General features: G+C 63.5%; 21 protein-coding genes and 1 pseudogene. 16 read left to right on the top strand and 6 right to left on the bottom strand.

Going from position 1 to position 18,925, the window contains the following annotated elements:
• The 3 genes from cpaB to EOA75_RS11905 all read right to left on the bottom strand — a co-directional run.
• Positions 1-363: Flp pilus assembly protein CpaB (gene cpaB, locus EOA75_RS11895; RefSeq protein WP_127324314.1), on the bottom strand; the 363-nt coding region annotated here is incomplete at its 3' end.
• Positions 364-637: 274 nt separating this feature from the next.
• A complete protein-coding gene (locus tag EOA75_RS11900) occupies positions 638-1,156 on the bottom strand; it encodes a prepilin peptidase (RefSeq protein ID WP_127216495.1) in 519 nt (172 codons plus the stop codon).
• Positions 1,157-1,326: 170 nt separating this feature from the next.
• Positions 1,327-1,500, bottom strand: coding sequence for a Flp family type IVb pilin (locus tag EOA75_RS11905; protein ID WP_067324571.1), 174 nt, complete (start codon positions 1,498-1,500; stop codon positions 1,327-1,329).
• A 357-nt stretch (positions 1,501-1,857) separates the two neighbouring features.
• Between EOA75_RS11905 and EOA75_RS11910 the strand changes: the two genes are divergently transcribed.
• The 3 genes from EOA75_RS11910 to EOA75_RS11920 all read left to right on the top strand — a co-directional run bounded on the left by EOA75_RS11910 (position 1,858) and on the right by EOA75_RS11920 (position 3,766).
• Positions 1,858-2,280 (top strand): pilus assembly protein N-terminal domain-containing protein, encoded by a 423-nt coding sequence (locus tag EOA75_RS11910; protein WP_066996418.1) that lies wholly within the window; start codon positions 1,858-1,860, stop codon positions 2,278-2,280.
• 136 nt (positions 2,281-2,416) lie between these two features.
• Complete coding sequence (locus EOA75_RS11915) at positions 2,417-3,016, top strand: TadE/TadG family type IV pilus assembly protein (protein WP_067324568.1); 600 nt, start codon at positions 2,417-2,419, stop codon at positions 3,014-3,016.
• Positions 3,017-3,145: 129 nt separating this feature from the next.
• On the top strand, positions 3,146-3,766 hold the full coding sequence (locus EOA75_RS11920) for a TadE/TadG family type IV pilus assembly protein (protein ID WP_095799340.1): 621 nt from the start codon (positions 3,146-3,148) through the stop codon (positions 3,764-3,766).
• Between the two features lie 4 nt (positions 3,767-3,770).
• Here the strand turns inward: EOA75_RS11920 and EOA75_RS11925 are convergent, their stop codons facing one another.
• On the bottom strand, positions 3,771-4,703 hold the full coding sequence (locus EOA75_RS11925; protein WP_245457132.1) for a PhnD/SsuA/transferrin family substrate-binding protein: 933 nt from the start codon (positions 4,701-4,703) through the stop codon (positions 3,771-3,773).
• 122 nt (positions 4,704-4,825) lie between these two features.
• Between EOA75_RS11925 and EOA75_RS11930 the strand changes: the two genes are divergently transcribed.
• From EOA75_RS11930 to EOA75_RS11980, 11 genes are all read left to right on the top strand, one after another.
• On the top strand, positions 4,826-6,073 hold the full coding sequence (locus EOA75_RS11930) for a phosphopentomutase (protein WP_127324315.1): 1,248 nt from the start codon (positions 4,826-4,828) through the stop codon (positions 6,071-6,073).
• The gene (gene mutM / locus EOA75_RS11935) at positions 6,057-6,947 is read left to right on the top strand and encodes a bifunctional DNA-formamidopyrimidine glycosylase/DNA-(apurinic or apyrimidinic site) lyase (protein WP_095782898.1); all 891 of its coding nucleotides are present in this window, start codon (positions 6,057-6,059) and stop codon (positions 6,945-6,947) included. Before EOA75_RS11930 ends, mutM begins: the two co-directional genes overlap by 17 nt.
• Before the next feature lie 40 nt (positions 6,948-6,987).
• Complete coding sequence (locus EOA75_RS11940; RefSeq protein WP_095799336.1) at positions 6,988-7,761, top strand: enoyl-CoA hydratase; 774 nt, start codon at positions 6,988-6,990, stop codon at positions 7,759-7,761.
• Between the two features lie 246 nt (positions 7,762-8,007).
• Positions 8,008-8,274 carry a 30S ribosomal protein S20 gene (gene rpsT / locus EOA75_RS11945; protein ID WP_067324554.1) on the top strand — a complete coding sequence of 89 codons (267 nt, stop codon included), beginning with the start codon at positions 8,008-8,010 and terminating at the stop codon, positions 8,272-8,274.
• Positions 8,275-9,183: 909 nt separating this feature from the next.
• Entirely contained in the window at positions 9,184-10,656 is a 1,473-nt protein-coding gene (gene dnaA, locus EOA75_RS11950; protein WP_245322332.1) for a chromosomal replication initiator protein DnaA, read from the top strand.
• Between the two features lie 175 nt (positions 10,657-10,831).
• Positions 10,832-11,950: a DNA polymerase III subunit beta gene (gene dnaN / locus EOA75_RS11955; RefSeq protein ID WP_067324552.1), complete on the top strand. Its 1,119-nt coding sequence runs from the start codon at positions 10,832-10,834 to the stop codon at positions 11,948-11,950.
• Positions 11,951-12,037: 87 nt separating this feature from the next.
• Entirely contained in the window at positions 12,038-13,198 is a 1,161-nt protein-coding gene (recF, locus tag EOA75_RS11960; RefSeq protein ID WP_095824218.1) for a DNA replication/repair protein RecF, read from the top strand.
• Between the two features lie 183 nt (positions 13,199-13,381).
• Positions 13,382-14,137, top strand: a complete 756-nt coding sequence (locus EOA75_RS11965) for a molybdopterin-synthase adenylyltransferase MoeB (protein ID WP_066996389.1) — start codon at positions 13,382-13,384, stop codon at positions 14,135-14,137.
• 4 nt (positions 14,138-14,141) lie between these two features.
• Complete coding sequence (locus tag EOA75_RS11970) at positions 14,142-14,630, top strand: GNAT family N-acetyltransferase (RefSeq protein ID WP_127324316.1); 489 nt, start codon at positions 14,142-14,144, stop codon at positions 14,628-14,630.
• A complete protein-coding gene (locus tag EOA75_RS11975; protein WP_082953864.1) occupies positions 14,627-15,880 on the top strand; it encodes an aconitase X catalytic domain-containing protein in 1,254 nt (417 codons plus the stop codon). Before EOA75_RS11970 ends, EOA75_RS11975 begins: the two co-directional genes overlap by 4 nt.
• Positions 15,877-16,290: a DUF126 domain-containing protein gene (locus tag EOA75_RS11980; RefSeq protein ID WP_127324317.1), complete on the top strand. Its 414-nt coding sequence runs from the start codon at positions 15,877-15,879 to the stop codon at positions 16,288-16,290. Before EOA75_RS11975 ends, EOA75_RS11980 begins: the two co-directional genes overlap by 4 nt.
• Positions 16,291-16,305: 15 nt before the next feature.
• On the opposite strand, the gene EOA75_RS11985 is transcribed toward EOA75_RS11980, so the two are convergent.
• The gene (locus EOA75_RS11985) at positions 16,306-17,307 is read right to left on the bottom strand and encodes a D-glycerate dehydrogenase (RefSeq protein WP_066996380.1); all 1,002 of its coding nucleotides are present in this window, start codon (positions 17,305-17,307) and stop codon (positions 16,306-16,308) included.
• A gap of 168 nt (positions 17,308-17,475) precedes the next feature.
• Between EOA75_RS11985 and EOA75_RS11990 the strand changes: the two genes are divergently transcribed.
• On the top strand, positions 17,476-18,033 hold the full coding sequence (locus EOA75_RS11990; RefSeq protein WP_067324770.1) for an SH3 domain-containing protein: 558 nt from the start codon (positions 17,476-17,478) through the stop codon (positions 18,031-18,033).
• Between the two features lie 115 nt (positions 18,034-18,148).
• Here EOA75_RS11990 and irrA read toward each other — a convergent pair whose 3' ends face one another.
• The gene (irrA, locus tag EOA75_RS11995; protein ID WP_095824221.1) at positions 18,149-18,580 is read right to left on the bottom strand and encodes an iron response transcriptional regulator IrrA; all 432 of its coding nucleotides are present in this window, start codon (positions 18,578-18,580) and stop codon (positions 18,149-18,151) included.
• A 241-nt stretch (positions 18,581-18,821) separates the two neighbouring features.
• Here irrA and EOA75_RS12000 point away from each other — a divergent pair.
• A pseudogene (locus tag EOA75_RS12000) lies at positions 18,822-18,925 on the top strand (beta-hydroxydecanoyl-ACP dehydratase); the annotation flags it as partial.

Raw genomic sequence — 18,925 nt, forward strand, 5'->3', positions numbered from 1 at the left:
CATGAAGCTCTGCCCCTCGCCGACCAGCTTGGAGCGCCGCAACGGCTCACCGGCATACATTGCTACACGCGCCACCGAGCCCTTCAGCTTTTCGACTGCGTCCGGTTCGGCCGCACGGGTGATGAAATTAGCGTTGATGCCGCTCGCCGGCCACTGCTCCCACCTGATGTTGTCACCGAGCTGGCTGCCCATTGCGACATCGCCGGAAAGCGCCAGCACGTCCTGCAGCGCGATCGCCGGCTGCTTGGGAGCGTTGACGACGACTTGAGCCGGCGGCGCCACTACCATGTTCTTCGCGACATAACCCGCGCCACCCGCCGCGGCCACGGCCACGCTCAGAATAATCAGTCGGGATGCTGGCATTCGTCCGGACCCTTCGCCTCAAGGCAAACCACCTCGCCAAGCCGGACTTTGCAGCCGCAATCGTCAAAACAAGGTTAATGCAATGCTTACGATCGTGATTAATTTAACGTTTACTCAAATTGGACCGAACCGCCTTGCCGTTAACAAAAAAGGCGGCCAAGTGCCGCGAGAACCCTTGTCACAGAAACTGATTTTCCGAAGGCAACAAGCTGTTTGGTAGGCGTAAAGCCAGACTCCGAAGCGCACCGAGCGCATCTGAAGATGGCGATATGCTTCAGATCGTGAGCCTATCCAGCGCCCAGACCATCAACGAAGAATCCGGAAAGGTGAGGAGCCCGCCAAGACCAAGCGCGACGCCATAAGGAATGCCTGCGGTCTCGTCGGCGAAATGGCGCAGAAAACGGTTGTGGCCGGTGTAGACCGCAAATGGCGATTTCCGGTAGGCCAGAATGGCGACCGTCAGCAGGCCGCCGATCAATGTCGAGGTCACCAGGTAGCCGATGAGATTGATGTTGAGCCCCATCCATACGGCGGTCGCGGCCAGCAGCTTGGCATCGCCGCCGCCCATGCCGCCGAGCGCGAACAGTCCGAACGTCGCGGCCAGCACCAGGGCACCTGCCGCGAAATGCCCGCCATAGATGGCCCAGTCCATCCCGGTCAAAGGAGCGACCAGAGCGAACGTCGCCACGAGCAGCACCGGCACGCGGTTGGCGATCGTCATCGAAAGCATGTCGGAGATCGCCGCAAACAGCATGCAGAAAGGAAAGACGACGAAGATTACAGCTTCAAGCATGAGACAACACAATGCCTTGAGAAAAGTAACACGCCCAGTCTAGCCACACGCCATTAACGGTCGGTGAGTGCCGACGATCAAATTCGCGCGCAACCAGATGCTGCAACGAACAAGGGCCGCCTCGAGGCGGCCCTTCTCGTCGAGAGCGACTTCGTCGTCCTCGGTTGATCTTAGTTGGAGTTTTGGACCGCACTGGCAATTGCCTTGAACTTGGTGTTCAGGGCAGTGCCGAGCTGGCCGGCGCCGACCATGATGGCGAGCGCGATGAGGGCGGCGATCAGACCGTATTCGATGGCGGTCGCGCCGGATTCGTCCTTTACGAAACGTGCGATGAGGTTAGACATTCGAGAGCTCCTACTCCACGTGTTACAGCACTTCCGTCAACTTCTCTTGCCGGTTGATCGGATGTGCCAAATCTAGGGGGAAGCCCTTTCGATCGGCTTAATAAATACCCTTACCGATTCCTTTCCGGAGGCGATCCCGTTGCTTGGTTAACCGTGGCCTAAACCTCCAGAGGCGGAGTGGCGGGCAGGAAAAGCGCGGAGATCCGGCCCATCCGCGATTTCGCTAAAACAGCGTATGCTCTCAGGCTTATGACCGCCGAGCCGGCCAATCCTTATCGCGGCCATGCGGCGCTTAACCGTCGGTTCACCAATTTCGTTCATGTTCCGTTGAACAGTCTGCCGCTCCGGAGCGCTTCAATGACCTCGTCGAGATCGCCATTTTCAGTCGTCGCGCTGTTGGCTGTCGCCGCATCCGTCATGCCGGCCAGCGCCGGCGCCGGCATCGAGGTCACCATGAATCAAGCAAAGATCGTCAAGTTGTCGCGCGCGGCCGATACGATCGTCGTCGGCAATCCGGCCATCGCCGATGCCGCCGTGCAGGACGCCTCGACGGTCGTTCTCACCGGCAAAGGTTTCGGCGTGACCAATCTGGTCGTGCTCGATTCCGATGGCAGCCCGATCATAGATGAGCAGGTGACGGTCGTCCGACAAGCCGCGTCCTCGGTGCGCATCTATCGACGCGCCGAAGTCCAGACCATGTCCTGCACGCCCTATTGCGAAAGCTCGTACAAGAGCGAGGCTGAGAAAACGTCCGAAACGGAAATGAACGCAGCCCGCTGAGCTTAAGGACGCAAGCGCCCGCAGGTTAACAGCGGGTTAAGGGCAGCCCACCGAGTTTAACGCTGATCCAAACCGGACCTCAATGGGTGGCCGATAGGTTGCAGCCGACATTGCAAGGGATCGGCAGGAACGGAACATGAGCAGGGCGCCCAAGGGTGGCATGAACGGCAAAGCCGAGGCAAAGCCACGCCCCGGTTTCTTCAGCGACAGGCGCGGCAGCACGGCATTGGAATTCGCAATGCTGGCCATGCCGTTCGCCTTGCTCGTTTTCGCCATCCTGGAGAGCTGCATCTCGTTCGCCGGCCAGGAAGTGATGGCCAACGCCACCGACGATATCGCGCGCCAGCTGCGAACCGGCCAGCTCAAGAAGGCCAACGTCACCGACGCCTCGATCAAGACGCTGATCTGCGACAGGCTGGAGATCATGGTCGCCACGAACTGCCCCGGTTCCGGGTCAAATGCTTCCCTGTTGGTAGACCTGCGCGAATATCCGACCTTCGCCGACGCCGCAGCGGCGGGCTTCAAGATCCAGAACGGCGAAATCGTGCTGACAGGCACGAGCTCGACGACTTTCACGGTGTCGCCGGGGCTGGCGGAATCGAAGAACATGCTGCGGGTTTTCTACAAATGGCCGGTGATCACCGATTTCCTGGCTAAACAGATGGCCAATCTGAATGGCGGCAAGACGCTGCACTTCGCATCGGTGACCTGGCAGAACGAACCATTCGACGACTGAAGCAGGTCGCGTGAGGCGACCTGCTTTGGCTTTTTGATTTTCGGCATGTCTCCCGAAACCGGGTCCACTTCGGGAGACATGCTTCAAGATTGCGGCCGGCCGAGACTTACGGCGGTGTGGGGGTAGGATATGTACCGTGCGGGGGCACAGCGGCGAATTTCGGCTTTCGTGACGAAGGCGGCACGGTTTTGCCTCGATCGCCGCGGCGTCGCGGCAATCGAGTTCGCGTTCATCGTGCCGGTGCTGCTCATCATGTACTTCATCACGATGGAAGCCTCGCAGGCCATCGAAACCAGCAAGAAGGTCAGCCGCATCGGCAGCATGGTGGCGGATCTCGTCACGCAGCAGACCAGCGTCACGAAAGCCGATCTCGACGCGATCATGAAGATCGGCACCTCGACGCTGCAGCCCTACAACCGCTCCACGCCGACGATCATCATCACCGGGATCCAGATCTCCGACGAGGCATCGCCCAAGGCGACGGTGGCCTGGTCGCGCAAGCTCGTGGGCACCACCTATAGCGCCGACGCGGCGAAGACCAGTCCCACCACCGTTCCGCCAACGCTGAATATCCGCAACACCTTCCTTGTCCGGGTGGAAAGCGACCTCGGCTATAAGCCGATCATCACCTGGTCAGCCGACAGTTCGTCGACGCTTGGATTGACCTCGGCCTTCAACAACATATCGATGGGCGAAACGTACTATCTGAGGCCGCGCCGCGGTCCTACGGTTCCTTGCACCGACTGCTGACGGACTAATCCCCGCGAGTTCCCCGCCGCACGATGGCCAGGGCCGTTGCGTAGTCCTTTGATACGGCCAGTTCGAAGCCGCCGGAGTGCGTCGGCTCCAGAAGATCGTAGACGTCCGGAGTCAGCGACTTGAGATTGGTCAGAAACACGGCCAGCCGTCGCTTGGCTTCGGCGTCGAGATCGCTGCGCACGGCATGAGGGCCATATCGCAGCGGAGCCGAGCTCCACAGCACCCGAAGCGACGTCTTCGGGACGCCGGCGGCCGCAAGCCGCAGGATGGTGCCGCCCGTGTCGGTAGGCTGGCCGTCGGCGCCGACAGGCTCCCAGCCGAACAGGCCGTCGGCTTCGCCGTCGCCGAGCATCGCCTCGGCCGCGGTGGCCGACGAGGCGCGCGCCAGGAAAGGTGAATCCTGCGCGATCGGCACGCCTTCGCCGGCCAGTCCGGTCAGCGGCAGGAGGGAACCGGCGACATTGTCGGCGGGCGCGATGGCGATCCGATGCGAGGCGATCGCTGTGAGGCCCGGCACTTTGCCGTCGCGCGTCACCAGCAGGGAACGGACGCCGGCGGCTCCATCGGCATCGACCGGCGCCACCAGCGGCTCGACACAGCCGCAGCGCACCGAAGCCGTAGCGTAGGCGAGCGCCGAATAGACCGCGTACTGTAAGCGGCCGCTCGCCTGAGCCTCGATCAATGCCGCATAGTCGCGAGCAACGACGAACTCGACCTTCATGCCGAGAGCGTTCGTATAGGCATCCGTCAAGCGCGCCAGACCAGGTACCGTGTTGCCGCCTCCAGGCTCGGCGACGATTCCTATGCGAAACGTGCCGATGTCGGCGCGCCAGTCGGCATGCGCCGGCGGGGCCGCGGAGAGCACCGCGAGAGCCGCCGCGCAGGTCCTCAATGCCTGGCTTGCCGTCGATTTTGCGCCCATGCCCATTCTTGCCGCACTCCCTCGATCCGCACCACTTTGCACCAAGCCGTTGCGGTCTGGTATCCGATTTGCCAACGCCGCTGCGGAACTCTATGTCTGGCTGGTTAGATTGGCACGATGGCACCCCTATGGCGCGGGCTTTCCTATTCGTTCTCGATTCTTTCGGCATCGGCGGAGCGGCCGATGCCGAACGCTACGGCGATGCCGGCGCCGACACATTCGGACACATCGCGCAGACTTGCGCCGAGGGCCGCGCGGATCGTGGAGGCCTGCGCCGCGGACCGCTCGCCGTCCCCAACATGATGTCGCTCGGGCTTGCCCGCGCGGCCAAGACGGCAACCGGGCTGACGGTCGACCTCGACGCGCCGCTGCTTGCCGCGTCGTTCCATGGCGCTGCCCAGGAGGTCTCTAGCGGCAAGGACACGCCGTCGGGCCATTGGGAGATTGCCGGCCTGCCCGTGCGTTTCGACTGGGGTTATTTTCCCGACACCGTGCCCGCCTTCCCGACCGAGCTGACCGGCGCGATCATCCGCGAAGGCAAGGTGCCGGGCATCCTCGGCGATTGCCATGCGCCAGGAACCGAGATCATCGAGCGCTTCGGCGAGGAACACATCCGGACCGGCAAGCCCATCTGTTACACATCGGTCGACTCCGTATTGCAAATCGCCGCGCACGAGACGCATTTCGGCCTGGAGCGGCTCTACGAGCTTTGCCTGACGGTGCGCCGGCTGGTCGATCCGCTCAACATCGGGCGGGTGATCGCGCGGCCCTTCGTCGGCGAGACAAGCGCCACCTTCCAGCGCACCCACAACCGCCGCGACTATGCCGTGCCGCCGCCGGAGCCGACCTTGCTCGACCGGCTGACCGAGCGCGGCAGCAAGGTCATCGCCGTCGGCAAGATCGGCGACATCTTCGCCCACCGCGGCATCGCGGAGGTGCGCAAGGCGGGCGGCAACATGGCGATGTTCGACAAGGCGCTCTCCGCCATGGACGACGCCGGCGAAGGCGATCTGGTCTTTGCCAATTTCGTCGATTTCGATACCGAGTTCGGCCATCGGCGCGATGTCGCCGGCTATGCCGGAGCGCTCGAGGCCTTCGATCGCCGGCTGCCGGAAGCGCTGTCGCGCATCAAGTCGGGCGACCTTCTCATCCTCACCGCCGACCACGGCAACGATCCGACCTGGCGCGGCACCGATCATACCCGCGAACGCGTTCCGGTGATCGGGATAGGGCCGGGACTGAAGGGCGGCGACATCGGGCTCAGGCCGACCTTCGCCGATATCGGCGAAACCATCGCGGATCATCTCGGGCTTGCGCGTGGCCGCCACGGCACCTCTTTCCTCGCGACGATAGGCGGCCATGCCGGAACTGCCTGAAGTCGAAACGGTGCGGCGGGGGCTGCAGCCGGTCCTGGAAGGGGCGCGGCTCGTCAATGTCGAGGCGCGACGGCCAGACCTTCGCTTTCCCTTTCCCGAACGGTTCTCGGAGCGGCTTGCCGGCAAGACCGTGACGGCGCTTGGCAGGCGCGCCAAATATCTGACGATGCACATCGAAAACGGTCCGGTGCTGATCTGCCATCTCGGCATGTCGGGATCGTTCCGCGTCGAAACCGCTGGCAACGGCCGCATTCCCGGCAGCTTCCATCACGAGCGCTCGAAGAGCGAGGCGCATGACCACGTCGTATTCGATGTCGACTCCCCGAAGGGCGAGCGGTCCCGCGTCATCTTCAACGATCCGCGCCGTTTCGGCTTCATGCTGTTTGCCGAAGGCGCGCCGGACACGCATCCAATGCTGGCTGGGCTGGGCATCGAGCCGACCGGCAACGCGCTCGACGGTCCCCTGCTCGCCTCGCTGCTCGAAGGCCGCAGATCGCCGCTCAAGGCCGCGTTGCTCGACCAGCGGCTGATCGCCGGGCTCGGCAACATATATGTGTCGGAAGCGCTGTGGCGCGCCGGCCTGTCGCCGCTGCGCGAAGCCGGCACCATAGCCGGCTCCGGCAAGAGAGCGAAAGAGCAATGCGAACGCCTTGCCGCGGCCATCCGCTCGGTCATCGCCGACGCGATCGCCGCCGGCGGTTCCTCGCTGCGCGACTATGTCCAGGCAGACGGGTCGCTTGGCTATTTCCAGCATTCCTTCGCGGTCTATGACCGCGAAGACGAGCCATGTCCGAAACCGGGCTGCAGCGGCCATATCGAACGCATCGTGCAGAGCGGCCGATCGACCTTCTATTGCCGGACCTGTCAGCGGTGAGCTAGACCGGTCTCCTCAATCGAAGCGAGGAGACGATGCCATGGCCTATGAAACCATTCTCGTGGAGACACGCGGCAAGGTCGGGCTGATCACGCTGAACCGGCCGAAGGCGCTCAATGCCCTGAATTCGCAGGTGCTGGCCGAGATCGTGGCGGCGGTGAATGCGTTCGGCGCCGATGCCGGCATCGGCGCAATGGTGCTCACGGGTTCGGAAAAAGCCTTCGCGGCCGGCGCCGACATCAAGGAAATGCAGGCGATCTCCTTTGTCGACGCCTATACTGGAGACTTCTTTGTCGGGTGGGAGGAGCTCACCCGGGCGCGCAAGCCGATCATCGCCGCGGTCGCCGGCTATGCGCTTGGCGGCGGCTGCGAGCTGGCCATGATGTGCGATTTCATCATCGCAGCCGACAACGCAAAGTTCGGCCAACCCGAGATCACGCTCGGCGTCATGCCGGGCATGGGAGGATCGCAGCGATTGACCCGCTTCGTCGGCAAGTCGAAGGCGATGGACATGTGCCTGACCGGGCGGATGATGGACGCTGCCGAGGCCGAGCGCTGCGGACTGGTGTCGCGAGTGGTGCCGGCGGCCGAGCTGGTCGAGGAGGCGCTGAAAGCGGCAGCGAAGATCGCCGAGTTTTCCCTGCCGTCGGTGATGATGACGAAGGAAGCCGTCAACCGCGCTTTCGAGACGACGCTTGCCGAGGGGCTGCGCTTCGAGCGCCGCCTTTTCCACTCGCTGTTTGCGCTCGATGACCAAAAGGAGGGTATGGCCGCCTTCGTCGAGAAGCGGAAGCCGGATTTCAGCAACAGCTAGGGCATGTCGGCCTAATGCGTGCCGCGATTTCGGCAGAAAGCCGGGCATGCACCAAGACAACGGCTTTAGGCGTGCGGACCCGTTTCAGCGCGGTACGGCTTCAAGCCCCAAAAAGACCGCGAAGCGGCGTTGACGCGCCGGAAAAGCTGAACTATAAGCCGCACCAACCGAGGCGGCCCGTGGCTGCCCGTTTGTTTTTTGCGCCCTGCGACCCGCTGGCGCCCACCAGATCAGAAGAGAGGCATCATGGCCAATACGTCCTCGGCCAAAAAGGCAACGCGCAAGATCGCCCGCCGCGCGGCGATCAACAAGAACCGTCGGTCGCGCGTCCGCACCTATGTTCGCCAGGTCGAAGAGGCGCTCGCCGCCGGCGACAAGGTTGCTGCGCTCGAAGCGTTCAAGGCCGCGGAGCCGGAATTGATGCGCGCCGCAACCAAGGGTGTCCTCCACAAGAACACGGCTTCCCGCAAGGTTTCGCGGCTGGCCCAGCGGGTCAAGGTGCTGTCGGCCTGACCGACTTCCCTTTAGAACCGTTATCCTTGAACCCGGCCGCACAGGCCGGGTTTTTTCGTTTGCCGGCAAGTACTTAAAAAGAACGGTCGGACAACTACGATTGGGCCGAATTTCAAAGTAGCCAATGTTTTGCCGGCATATACATAATCGCTCATGTCGACGACCGCTGGATGCGGGCACGGCCACAGATGAGCCTGCCACAAAATCGATATATTTTTCAAAAGCTTACAGACGGTCATCCACAGCTTGTTCAACTCGCGGAGGAGCGGCGGGGGACAAGTAGCTGTCAAGAGAATTATTTCAGAAAATTTCCGAAGGTGTGGCCTTTTTCACATTCCACGGAAAAGGGTTTGAATCACAATGGCTTTATGAAAATGGGCCGCAGTGGCACCTGCTTTGAACACGTCTCCGGTAACCAGATTCGTTAAAAATCCGTTAGACGTGGCCTTGCCCTATCCACAGCGATTTCGGTAATGTCCATCCATCGAAGGGACGGGCACCTGCCCTTAACCCAGCCTGAATCGGCCAGCAAAAAATGGCGGAATTCATGACGCGGAGCAATTCCGCGTGCGGCTTGGTTTGTCTCTTCGGTGCGGGTAGGGGACTGGCGTAATTGTACATGGCAGTCGACGTTGGGCCGGCATTTTCGCCGGGCGGTGTTGTATTGTCTTGGCATGATCAAGCCGGCTTGCGAGAGCCGGCAGAGGTCCCTTGCGCAACGTTGCAACGATATCGCCGGCGGCGGCGATAGAGGCGCAGCGAAAAACGTCGCCGGACCCAGGGTGCAGGAGGCGCACTCCCGGCGGAAAAAGGGTACGAGAGACAAGGAACTTGATCATGCAGAGCGGCATCGAAGGGGAGATTGCGGGCGAACTCCCATTCCCAGCAACTATCGTCGGAGGGGACGACATGGCGGCATCCAGCGACGCTGAACAGAAGTTCGAGCGGGTCAAGGCCCAATTGAAGGCGCGTCTGGGAGCCGAGGTCTATTCGAGCTGGTTTGGCCGCATGAAGGTTGCCGAGGCGTCGCGCGGAATGGTCCGCATCTCCGTACCGACGGCCTTCCTGCGGTCGTGGATCAACGGCCATTACCTTGATCTTATCGCCGAACTGTGGAGGCACGAGGATCCCGACCTTCTCAAGATCGAGATCGTCGTGCGGACCGCCACGCGGCAGGGCCGCAACAATGTCGAGCCGGAGATCGCGCCGGCGCGCAAGATGACCAAGCAGGCCCAGACCGCGCTTGCCGCCGGCACCGCGAGCGCCGGTCGGGTGGAACGGACGCCGGCGCCCCGCCAGGGCGTGCCGGTGGAGACCGAGTTCCGCCACAATGTGCTGGGGTCGCCGCTCGACCCGCGCTACACTTTCACTTCCTTCATCGAAGGCCCTTCGAACCGTGTTGCTTTCGCGGCGGCCAAGGCGGTGGCGGAATCGCAGTCCAGCGCGGTGCGCTTCAACCCGCTCTTTCTCCATGCGACCGTCGGCCTGGGCAAGACGCATCTGTTGCAGGCGATCGCGGCGGAATCGCTGCGGCACAATCCGAAATCGCGCGTGGTCTACCTGACGGCGGAATATTTCATGTGGCGCTTCGCCACCGCGATCCGTGACAACAATGCGCTGACGCTCAAGGAGCAGCTGCGCGACATCGATCTGCTGATAATCGACGACATGCAGTTCCTGCAGGGCAAGTCGATCCAGCACGAGTTCTGCCATCTCATCAACATGCTGCTCGACAGCGCCAAGCAGGTGGTGGTCGCCGCCGACCGGCCGCCGTCTGAACTGGAGTCGCTGGAGCCGCGGGTGCGCTCGCGCCTCAACGGCGGCGTGGCGCTCGAAATGTCGGCGCCGGATTTCGGCATGCGCCTCGGCATGCTGAAGCTGCGCCTTGCCACTGCCAAGATCGACGATACCTCGCTCGACATTTCGGATGAGATCCTCGATCACGTCGCCAGAACGGTGACGGGCAGCGGGCGCGAGCTCGAAGGCGCCTTCAACCAGCTTCTGTTTCGCCAGTCCTTCGAGCCGCAGATCACTATCGACCGCATCGACGAGATCCTCGGTCATATTTACCGCTCGGGCGAGCCGAAGCGGGTGCGTATCGAGGACATCCAGCGCATCGTGGCGCGCCACTATAACGTTTCGAAGACGGAACTGCTCTCAAACCGCCGCACGCGCACCATCGTCAAACCGCGGCAGGTAGCGATGTATCTGTCCAAGGTGATGACGCCGCGCTCGCTGCCGGAGATCGGACGCCGTTTCGGCGGCCGCGATCACACGACGGTTCTGCACGCCGTGCGCAAGATCGAGGATCTTTCCGGCGCCGACAACACGCTGGCGCAGGAACTCGAACTGCTCAGAAGGCTGATCAACGAGCAGGCCTGAGCGCTTCGCCCGCTTTATCCCCAGAAAGCCCGCGCAACCGGCTGGAACCGGTGGCGCGGGCTTGCGTTTGCAGGGTTTTTACTGTCAGCTTACATAGATTCTGAGCTTTTCGGAGCTTTTGCGGGGCGCCGCCGCCCGGTGACCCGCTCATTCATTGAAGCGAGCCTGTTTCGTCATGCGTGTTATCCTGGAACGATCCAATCTCCTGAAGTCCCTCAACCACGTCCATCGCGTGGTGGAGCGGCGCAACACCATACCGATCCTGTCGAATGTGCTGCTCAGCGCCGAGGGCGCCAGCCTGGAAATGAAGGCCACCGACCTCGACCTTGAAGTGACCGAAGCCACGCCGGCCAAGGTCGAGCGCGGCGGCGCGACGACGGTTCCGGCGCATCTGCTCTACGACATCGTGCGCAAGCTGGCCGACGGCGCCGAGGTGATGCTGAAGACCGACGAGGACGGCAACGCTATGACCGTCACGTCCGGGCGCTCCAGCTTCCGCCTGCAGTGCTTGCCGCAGTCCGATTTCCCGGAGCTTTCGGCCGGCTCCTTCTCGCACATCTTCCGGCTCGATTCGGTAGCGCTCAAGGGCCTGATCGAGAAGACGCAGTTCGCGATCTCGACCGAAGAGACGCGCTACTATCTCAACGGCATCTTCCTGCACACGCATGAGGCGGGCGGCAAGCTGAAGCTGCGCTCGGTCGCGACCGACGGGCACCGACTGGCGCGCGCCGAGATCGACGCGCCGGCAGGCTCGGAAGGCATGCCCGGCATCATCATCCCGCGCAAGACGGTGAGCGAGCTGCAGAAGCTGGTCGACGACCCGGATATCGCGGTGACGACGGAGCTGTCGGATACCAAGATCCGCTTCACCATCGGCAGCGTCATCCTGACCTCGAAGCTGATCGACGGCACCTTCCCCGATTATCAGCGCGTCATCCCGACCGGCAATGACAAGAAGCTGGTTATCGACCGCCAGAGCTTTGCCGCCGCCGTCGACCGCGTCTCGACCATTTCGTCCGAGCGCGGCCGAGCCGTGAAACTGTCGATCAATGACGGCCAGCTCACGCTCGCCGTCAACAATCCGGATTCCGGCAGCGCAACCGAGGAGCTGGCGGCCGACTACTCGTCCGACCCGATCGAGATCGGCTTCAACGCCAAATATCTGCTCGACGTCGCCGCCCAGCTCACCGGTTCGGAAGCCAAGTTCATGCTGGCGGATGCCGGGTCTCCGACGCTGATCCACGACATGGCCGACGAGACCGCGCTCTACGTGCTGATGCCGATGCGGGTCTAGGCTTTGTCTCTTTTGTTGACGCAATTCCAGACGGAAAACCGCTATGCACTTTTCCTGGAATTGCTCTAGCAGGCCTCACATGTCGCCGTGACCTCGGACGCCAAACAGCTTCGGCAGCAGAGCTATATAAGTAAGCTTACACTTACAAATTTTCGCAACTATGCGGGACTTTCGCTTGATCTCGGCCCCGGCGCTGTCGTGCTGTCCGGCGACAATGGCGCCGGCAAGACCAATCTGCTCGAAGCCGTTTCGCTGCTGACGCCGGGGCGCGGGCTGCGCCGCGCGCCTTACGCCGACGTCGCCCGCGAGGGCGGCGATGGCGGCTTTGCCTTGCATGCGCGCATCGAAGGACCGGAAGGTCAGGTCGAAATCGGCACCGGCATTGCCGGCGGCGATGGTGCCGCGGAAGGCGGCAGGCGCGTGCGCATCAACGGCGCGCCGGCAAAATCGGCCGAGGATATGCTCGAATGGCTGCGGGTCGTCTGGCTGACGCCGGCGATGGACGGGCTGTTTCCAGGGCCGGCCGCCGACCGCCGCCGCTTCCTCGACCGACTGGTGCTGGCGATCGACCCCGGCCACGGGCAGCGCGCGCTCGATTACGAGAAGGCGATGCGTGGCCGTAACCGTTTGCTTACGGAAGGCTCGCGCGACACCGGCTGGTTCGACGCGATCGAGATGCAGATGGCCGAAACCGGGGTGGCGATCGCGGCGGCCAGGGCCGAGCTGGTGCGGCTGCTTGCGGCCATGATCGACAAGCTGCCGGGCAGCGGCCCGTTTCCGCAGGCCGACATCAGCCTCGCCGGCGAATTGGAAAGCGAAATCGCGGTCACACCGGCAGTCGACGTCGAGGAGCGATTTCGCGCCATACTCGCCAATGGCCGCGAGCGCGACCGCGCCGCCGGCCGCACGCTCGACGGTCCGCACCGCTCCGACCTCGCGGTCCGCCACCGGCCGAAGTCGATGCCGGCCGAATTGTGCTCGACCGGCGAGCAGAAGGCGCTGCTTGTCGGCATCGTGCTGTCGCATGCGCGGCTGACCGGCGAGATGTCGGGCCTGACGCCGATCCTGTTGCTCGACGAGATCGCCGCGCATCTCGACAGCGGCCGGCGCACTGCGCTGTTTTCCATCCTCGAAGAGCTCAACTGCCAGGCCTTCATGACCGGCACCGACGCGGCGCTGTTTTCCAGCCTTGCCGGGCGGGCGCAATTCCTGACGGTCGATCACGGCAGCGTCGGCCCGACCGGCTGAACTGTCGAAGAGTTGAAAGCCCCTTGCACGACGATTTGTCCTGCGGGACAAGGCTTCGCCTTGCATGTGAGTGACAAAGCTTCGCTTTGCATATGCATGACAAGGCTTCGCCTTGCATGTCAGTGACAAGGCTTCGCCTTGCATGTGCATGACAAGGTTTCCTGCCCGCTATATGGTCCGGCCATGACGAATGCTGCACTCACCGACGAAGAGCTTGAGCGCTATGCCCGCCACATCGTGCTGCCCGAAATCGGCGGCCCCGGCCAGCAGAAGCTGAAGCGGGCGCGGGTGCTGGTGATCGGCGCCGGCGGGCTTGGGGCCCCTGTGCTCGAATATCTCGCGGCGGCCGGCGTCGGCACGCTCGGCATCGTCGACGACGATGATGTCTCCTTGTCCAACCTGCAGCGGCAGGTGATCCATGGCAGCGATACGATCGGCATGGCGAAGACCGACAGCGCTTCAGCGGCGATCATGCGCATCAACCCCAATGTCAGGGTGGAACTGCATCGCCTCAGACTGACCGAGCAAAATGCCCCTGCCCTCGTCGCCCAATACGATATCGTGGTCGACGGCTCCGACAATTTCGAGACACGCTATGCTCTGGCCGATGCCTGCGCGCAGGAAAAGAAGCCCCTGGTCACTGCCGCCGTTGGCCGCTTCGACGGCTCGGTGACGGTGCTGAAGCCATTTGAAACGGGCGCCGATGGCCAGCGCAATCCAGGCTACCGCGACCTTTTTCCGGAAGCGCCGCCCGAAGGGCTGGTGCCATCCTGCGCCGTTGCCGGCATCGTCGGCGCGCTGACGGGCGTCATCGGCACGCTGGAGGCAATGGAAGCGATTAAGCTGATCGCCGGCATCGGCGAGCCGCTGGTCGGCCGGCTGCTGCTTTACGACGGGCTGACCGCCCGTTTCGACACCGTCCGCTACAAGGCAGTCTGAGCGCATGGATCAGACGGCCACTCTCCTCGTCAGCGAGCTTCCGCCGGACTTTGCGCAATGGGACGAATTGCTGGCGCTGATCCGGCGCGCCTTCGCCTATATGGACGGCGTCATCGACCCGCCGTCCTCGGCGCATCATCTCACACCCGAAAACCTCAAGAGCAAGGCCGGGCAAGAAACGCCGTTCCTGGCCGTGGAGAACGGCCGGATCGTCGGCTGCGTCTTTGCGATGGAGAGGGCAGACGATTTCTATGTCGGCAAGCTTGCCGTCGAGCCTGGCCTTCAGGGGCGAGGCATAGGCGGACGGCTGATGCAGGCCGTCGACGATCTTGCCCACCGGCGCGGCAAGCAGGCCCTCGAGCTGCAGACGCGTATCGAGCTTACGGCGAACCACGCGGCCTTCGCCCGGCTCGGCTTTCGCGAGACCGGGCGCACCGCGCATGCGGGCTACGACAGGCCGACCTCGATCACCATGCGCAAGGTGCTGTCTTGAGCCTCGCGCTCAGCCCGGAGGAACAGGCAACCGCCGCCGGTAAGGACGGCGCGGGAATGGCGATGCGCATCGTCGCCGAGAGCGCGCGCCTGCTCGGCGCGCCGGGGCTGATCCCGATCTGTTCGGCGCATATCGACGGCGCGCTCTATCATGGCGATTCCGGCACGCTGTTCGCCGAGCGGCTGGTCGAAGGCGGCGCCAGTGTTGCCGTGCGCTCGACGCTCAATGTCGGGGCGCTCGACCTGACGGGCTGCTCGCGCATCCGCCTGGAAGAGCCGCAGCGCGGCATGGCGCGGCGGATGATGGATGCCTATCGCAAGCTCGGCTGCGAACAAAGCTGGACCTGCGCGCCCTATCAGGCCGGGCACAGGCCGGCACAGGGCAGCGATGTCGCCTGGGGCGAGTCCAATGCGGTGGTGTTCTGCAATTCGGTGCTGGGCGCCCGCACCAACCGCTACGGCGATTTCCTCGACATCGCCTGCGCCATCACCGGCCGCGCACCGGATTATGGCCTGCACCGGGCCGAGAACCGCCGGGCGCGGCTGGTGTTCGACGTCTCGGGCCTATTGCCTTCCTTCCTCGCTTCCGAGATCGCCTGGCCGGTGCTGGGCAGCCTCTATGGCCGCGAGGTCGGGGATACGATCGGCGTCGTCGTCGGCATCGCCAATCATCCCGGCGACGACGCGCTAAAGGCCTTCGGCGCCGCTGCCGCTTCCTCCGGCGCGGTCGGGCTGTTCCACATTGCAGGTGTCACGCCAGAGGCGCCGAACGTCGAAACCATTCTGGCCGAGCCGAAACCGGAGGCGGTGATCCACGTCACGCCGCAGATGGCGGCGAAGGCTCGCGCCGGCCTGTCGACGGCGGCGGTGCCGAAAACCATCGATGCGGTCGCCATTGGCAGCCCGCATCTGTCCTTTGCCGAGTTCGAGATGCTGGAGCGGCTGATTGCCGGAAGACGGCTCGCCGTGCCGATCTATGCCTGCACCGGCCGTCATGTGCTTGCCTTCCTGGAGCAGGACGGCCGGCGGAAGAGGCTCGAAGCGAGCGGGGTCGTCATCGTTGCCGACACATGCGTGGTGGTGACGCCGATCATGCCGGAACTTGCCGGCGGCGTGCTTATGACCAATTCGGGCAAGTTCGCGCATTACGCTCCGGGCAACACCGGCTATGCGGTGCTCTATGCCTCGCTCGCCGATTGCGTCGAAAGCGCGGTCGCCGGCAAGCCGCGCTTCACGGACCTCGCCGCATGAGCGCCGCCACGGAGATATTGGTACGGGGCAAGGCCGGTAAAGGCGAAGCGCTGGTGCTGACGGCGCCGATCAGCTTCTGGGGCGGCGTCGACCCGAAGACAGGCCGCATCGCCGATGTCCGCCACCGGCAGCATGGCGAGGTGATTTCCGGCCGGGTGCTGTTCCTGCCGGGCACCATCGGCTCCTCGTCGGCTTCGGCAGTGCTGATGGAACTGGTCCACAACGGCCGCGGGCCGGCAGCCCTTGTGCTGCACGAGCCGGACGCCATTCTTCTGCTCGGCCTGATCGTCGCGCGCGAAATGGGCTGGGAAACACCTATGGCGGTGCGGCTCGGACGCGGTGTGTTCGACGCCTATCGCGGAAGCACCGTCAAAGTCGACGACGACGGCGCCGTGAGCGTCGCCGCCTGAACAACCCGCGGTTTTTCAGGTCCTGAGCGGCAACACACGGTCCGGCGGGCGATGGCCGTCGAAGAAGGCGCGAATGTTGATGATCACCTTCTCGCCCATGTCGATGCGGCCTTCGAGCGTCGCCGAGCCCATATGCGGCAACAGAACGACCTTGCCCTTGTGGGCGAGCTTCAACAGCTTGCTGTTCAGCGCCGGCTCGTGCTCGTAGACGTCGAGGCCGGCGCCGGCGATCTTGCCGTCCTGGATGAGTTTGATCATCGACTCTTCGTCGATGATGTCGCCCCGCGCTGTGTTGACGATGTAGGCCGCCGGCTGCATCAGCGCCAGCCGCCGGGCCGACAGCAGATGAAAGGTCGCCGGCGTCGACGGGCAGTTGACCGAGATGATATCCATCCGGGCGAGCATCTGGTCGAGGCTTTCCCAATACGTCGCTTCCAATTCGTCCTCGACCGCCGGCAGCACGCGGTGGCGGTTGTGGTAGTGGATGGACAGGCCGAACGCCTTGGCGCGCCTGGCGACCGCCGTGCCGATACGGCCCATGCCGACAATGCCCAGGCGCTTGCCCCAGATGCGGCGGCCGAGCATCCAGGTCGGGGACCAGCCGGCCCATTTCTTCTCGCCGGTGAGCACGTTGGCGCCTTCGGCCAGCCTGCGCGGCACGGCGAGCATCAGCGCCATGGTCATGTCGGCGGTGTCTTCGGTGAGCACGTTCGGCGTGTTGGTGACGGTGATGCCTTTCTTGGCAGCCGCCGAGACGTCAATCTTGTCGACGCCGTTGCCGAAATTGGCAATCAGCTTGAGGTTCTCGCCGGCCTGGGCGATCAGCGCGGCATCGATGTGGTCGGTGATGGTCGGGACCAGCACGTCGGCTTCCTTGACCGCCGCAACCAGCTCAGGCTGGGTCATCGGCCGGTCCTCGACGTTGAGGCGCGCGTCGAACAGTTCGCGCATGCGGGTCTCCACCGGATCGGGCAGCTTGCGCGTGATGACGACGAGGGGCCGTTTTTTACCTGCCATTGTTTCCCCGAAGCTTCCTCGAAACCGATCTCGTTGAGACCTCTTTAACCAAGACAAGCGAAACTTGAAGCCAGTCGCGGTATCAGCCCACTCCTGTAACAAGCGGTGCCGCCGAAGACAAAGAAAAAGGGGCGCTCCTCCCACGGACCGGCGCCGAAAGGAATGAACGTGTCTGGTTTCGCCTCGCTCCGCCTGGCTTTCAGCGCAGCCGTTCTCGGCACTCTGCTTTGGGCGCCGCAGACATCCGCGCAAGGCGCGGCCACGTCGGCGCAGACCGTGACGCTGGGGCCGAGCGGCCTGCCGCTGCCGCGCTTCGTCAGCCTGAAATCCGGACGCGTCAACTCGCGCGTCGGTCCGGGCGCCAACTATTCCGTCGACTGGATGTATATGAAGGCCGGACTGCCGATGGAAATCATCCAGGAATTCGACACCTGGCGCCGCGTGCGTGACGCCGACGGCTCCGAAGGCTGGATCAACCAGTCGCTGCTTTCGGGCCGCCGCACCGCGATCGTCGCCCCCTGGCAGCGCGGCAAGGGCGGCCGAATCAATCTGCTCGACGATCCCGACAAGGACGCCGGCGTTGTCGCCATCCTCGAGCCAGGCGTGATGGGCTCGATCAAGAAGTGCGACGGTCAGTGGTGCGAGATGACCTTCGACGGCCATACCGGCTGGGTCGCCCAGTCGCAGGTCTGGGGCGCCTACCCGGGAGAAAAGGTCAAGAACTGATCTGGACCATGATCTGATCCAAACCGTAGGTCAGCGTAGCAAAACCGGTTCCGACTTTTCGCGATCATGGTCTTCGAGCCGCATCGCCAGATCGACAGGCCTCATCGCGGGCAGATCAGTCGCGGCGCTTGGGGCGCAGCCTCACCACGATATCGACGTTGGCGATCTCCATGCCTTCCGGAGGCTGCGGCAGGTTGGAGACGCTCACCGGGCCGCTGGCGATATCGAAGATCCGGTTCTCGCCCTCGACATAGAAGTGGTGGTGATCGGAAGTGTTGGTGTCGAAATACGTCTTCGACCCTTCGACGGCGAGGATGCGCAGCATGCCGGCCTGGGTGAATTGATGAAGGGCATTGTAGACGGTGGCCAGCGAAACCGGCACACCGGCGGCGATCGCCTCTTCATGCAATTCTTCGGCCGAAAGGTGACGGTCGCCCTTGGCGAAAAGCAGGTCGGCCAGCGCAATGCGCTGGCGCGTCGGCCTCAGGCCGGCTTCGCGAACCCGCTTGTCCACAGCGACATTTTCCTTCCGGCAGCCCGAATCCATCTATCCCGTCTAAGCTTGCAAGCCCCATAGACCGGTCCAGAATGGCAAAAAGAGGTCAATGCCAAAAACTGGACACCACCCGACATATATTCTGTCGCCCAAATGCGATCAATAGCGCGCATTGACCCAGGCAGGCGCACGGGTTAAGCGCAAACGCCGGTTTCCGGCCACAAACAGAGTGTGTTAGGAAACCAACGACATGGGCGCCCTGCCGCCCGGAACGAGAACGGGGACGGAATTAATGGCGGGTCAAAAGTCCAGCTACGACTACGAGGAACTGCTTGCCTGCGCCCGCGGCGAGCTGTTCGGACCGGGAAACGCCCAGCTGCCCTACCCCCCGATGCT

Source organism: Mesorhizobium sp. M1A.F.Ca.IN.022.07.1.1, from assembly GCF_003997575.1.
GTDB lineage: Bacteria > Pseudomonadota > Alphaproteobacteria > Rhizobiales > Rhizobiaceae > Mesorhizobium.